This window comes from Comamonas sp. B-9 (assembly GCF_000410635.1).
Lineage (GTDB): Bacteria > Pseudomonadota > Gammaproteobacteria > Burkholderiales > Burkholderiaceae_C > Comamonas.
Genome location: NZ_KE148667.1, coordinates 918 through 3,768, shown reverse-complemented (window position 1 = coordinate 3,768; position 2,851 = coordinate 918). Strand labels below are relative to the sequence as shown.

The following is a 2,851-nucleotide window of genomic DNA, read 5'->3' as shown; positions in this document are numbered from 1 at the left end:
TTTTTCGTTGAAACACAGCTGAACCCCCCCCGCCCCCCCCAGCCACCACCAGCCATCAACCGGTATGCCGGAGCGGGCCCAAGAAGCAAGCGCAGCGCCCAACCCACCACCCCAACGCCGAGATAGGGCTTGAGACGAGGCGTCGCAGGCGCAGACAGTACGCCTGTACGGCAAGCCTGCGCAACGAAGGATCAGGCCCTATATCGGCGCCCCCGCACGATCAACAGCCCAAAACTCAAAACAACACCAGCCCCAAGCATCACATGGGATCAAACGGTATGCCGGAGCGAGCCCAAGAAGCAAGCGCAGCGCCCACACCACCACCCCAACGCCGAGATAGGGCTTGAGACGAGGCGTCGCAGGCGCAGACAGTACGCCTGTACGGCAAGCCTGCGCAACGAAGGATCAGGCCCTATATCGGCGCCCCCGCACGATCAACAGCCCAAAACTCAAAACAACACCAGCCCCAAGCATCACATGGGATCAAACGGTATGCCGGAGCGAGCCCAAGAAGCAAGCGCAGCGCCCAACCCACCACCCCAACGCCGAGATAGGGCTTGAGACGAGGCGTCGCAGGCGCAGACAGTACGCCTGTACGGCAAGCCTGCGCAACGAAGGATCAGGCCCTATATCGGCGCCTCCGCACGATTAACAGTCCAAACTCCAAAACAGCACAAGAACTCAACACCCCAGCTGATCGGCTAAGTCAAGGATGCTGCTGCAGTGGTAGGTGTTGTTTGGTTGGGGGGTTACATCTTTGGGTTGGTTGGCCCCGTATTCATGGGGCCGCTGGATATACGCCGTCTGCAACCCACACCCCCGAGCCGCCGCCAAATCACTGTGATGCGCAGCGACAAGCATCACCGAGGCAGGCTCCACCCCAAAAACATCCGCCACACCCAGATACGCCCGGGGGTCGGGCTTGTAAGCCTGAAAAACTTCCGCCGACAGCACACAATCCCAGGGCAGCCCGGCGTTCTTGGCCATGTAGGTCAGCAAGGCAATATTGCCGTTGGACAGCGGCGTAATGACAAAGCGGCTTTTGAGCCGCTGCAGGCCGGCAACGGCATCCGGCCAGGGTAACAGCCGGTGCCAGACCCGGTTCAGCTCGGCGCGCTCGGCCTCGGGCATGCCGCCCAGCCCAAACTGCGGCAGGATGCCGTCCAGGATACGGCGGTGCAGCACATCCATGCGCGTCCAGCCCAGCTGGCCCTGGCGCACCAGGTCCATCGCCGGTTGGTAGCCCTTGCGCCAGGCCAGTGCAAAGGCGTCGCCATCGGCCTGGGGGTAGCGTTCGGCCATCTCGCGCGCGATGCTGCCGTGCCAGTCCACCACAGTGCCAAACACGTCAAAAGCCAAGATCTGGGGGAGCGCAGCAGCCATGGGGTTTCCAACAAAGAAAAAACACCGCCGAGCATGCGCCAGCACGGGCAGGCGCCCTATCGCGCAGGCGTCAGCCCAGGGTTCTTTGAGAGCGCAGGCACAAAAAAAGCGCGATGTCTAGGACATCGCGCTTGGTGACTTAACTTTTTTAACCCGAATGGTTAACCAACTGGCGCTTCGATTTTAACGCAATTCGACAATTTTTAACTAATCTAATTGAATATTGTTGGTTTTTATCACGGGACCCAGTTTATTACGCTCTGTGACGAGGAATTTCTCCATCTCGCTGCGGCCCGTCGGCGTCACTTCCAGCCCCATGTCTTCGAGGCGCTTGACAACGGCCGGGTCCTTCAAGGTGGCCTGCAGCTGCTCGCTCAACCGGTTCACCCGGTCTTCGGGCGTAGCCTTGGGGACCACCAGGCCCTGCCAGGCATAGGCTTCAAAGCCCTTCACCCCCTGCTCATCCAAGGTGGGCACATCCGGAAACACCTTGGAGCGCTGCGGCGTTGCAATGCCAATGGCGCGCAGCTTGCCCGCCTGGATGTTCTGGAAGCCGGCCACCGAGTCGACAAACATGAAGGGCACCTGGCCGCCCAGCACATCCTGCACCGCAGGCGCTGCGCCCTTGTAAGGCACATGCACCAGGCTCAGCTTGAGCTGCTCCTTGAAAATCTCGGTCGCCAGGTGGTGGGGCGAGCCTGCGCCGGGCGTTGCATAGCTGACGCCACCCTGCTGCGCCTTGGCCCAGGCGGTGAACTCGGCCAGGTTCTTGACCGGCAGCTTGGGGTTGACGACCAAGATCAGCGGAAAGCGCACCAGCATGCCCACCGGCGCAAAGTCCTTTTCGGCGTTGTAGCTGAGCTTTTGGTACAGAAAGGCATTGGCCGCCAGGGTGCCGGTGTCACCCGTCAGCAGGGTGTAGCCATCGGGCTTGGCGCGCGCGGCGTAATCGGCACCGATATTGGTGGCCGCGCCAGGCTTGTTGAGGATGATGATGGACTGGCCCAGGGCCTTGGCCATCGGCTCGGCCACCACGCGGGCGACCACATCGGAGCCGCCGCCCGCTGCATAGGGCACGACCCATTCAATGGGACGCTCGGGGTAGGCGGCGTGGCCGAGGACCGGCAAGGCCAGCGCGGCGGCAGCCAGCAGCTGGCGCAGGGAAAAAGGGGTGGGCATGGTGTTGTCTCCTGTTGCTAATCTTTTTGTCTCAGTGGCACCGGGCTACGGGCGCCGGGCTCCGGGCGCCGGGCGCCGGCCGGGGCCTGGTGGCATTGTCCACCTGCCCCCAGCCAGGCAGCTGTCGCTTACAGCGTACGCGCCGGCAGCATCTGGCCTTCGCAAGGGCCAAAGCCGATGCGGGCGGCACCGGGCCGTTCGCACCAGCCGCGCAGCACCACGGCGTCGCCATCTTCCAGCCAGGTGCGGGTCTCGCCATTGGGCAAGGTCAGCGGCTGCTTGCCGCCCC

At 62.9% G+C, this 2,851-nt stretch carries 2 protein-coding genes and 1 pseudogene; all 3 read right to left on the bottom strand.

The features are described 5' to 3' along the window. Positions 1 to 681 precede the first annotated feature (681 nt). Positions 682 to 1,383, bottom strand: coding sequence for a haloacid dehalogenase type II (locus H928_RS0123450; RefSeq protein WP_021028678.1), 702 nt, complete (start codon positions 1,381 to 1,383; stop codon positions 682 to 684). A 207-nt stretch (positions 1,384 to 1,590) separates the two neighbouring features. Then, on the bottom strand, positions 1,591 to 2,562 hold the full coding sequence (locus tag H928_RS0123445) for a tripartite tricarboxylate transporter substrate binding protein (RefSeq protein ID WP_021028677.1): 972 nt from the start codon (positions 2,560 to 2,562) through the stop codon (positions 1,591 to 1,593). 128 nt (positions 2,563 to 2,690) lie between these two features. Then, positions 2,691 to 2,851 (bottom strand): annotated as a pseudogene (locus H928_RS33840) (fumarylacetoacetase); the annotation flags it as partial.

What these genes read in the sequence shown, in the direction of transcription:
- H928_RS0123450 (WP_021028678.1), bottom strand. Translation starts at nt 1,383, where the DNA reads ATGGCTGCTGCGCTCCCCCAGATCTTGGCTTTTGACGTGTTTGGCACT.
- H928_RS0123445 (WP_021028677.1), bottom strand. Translation starts at nt 2,562, where the DNA reads ATGCCCACCCCTTTTTCCCTGCGCCAGCTGCTGGCTGCCGCCGCGCTG.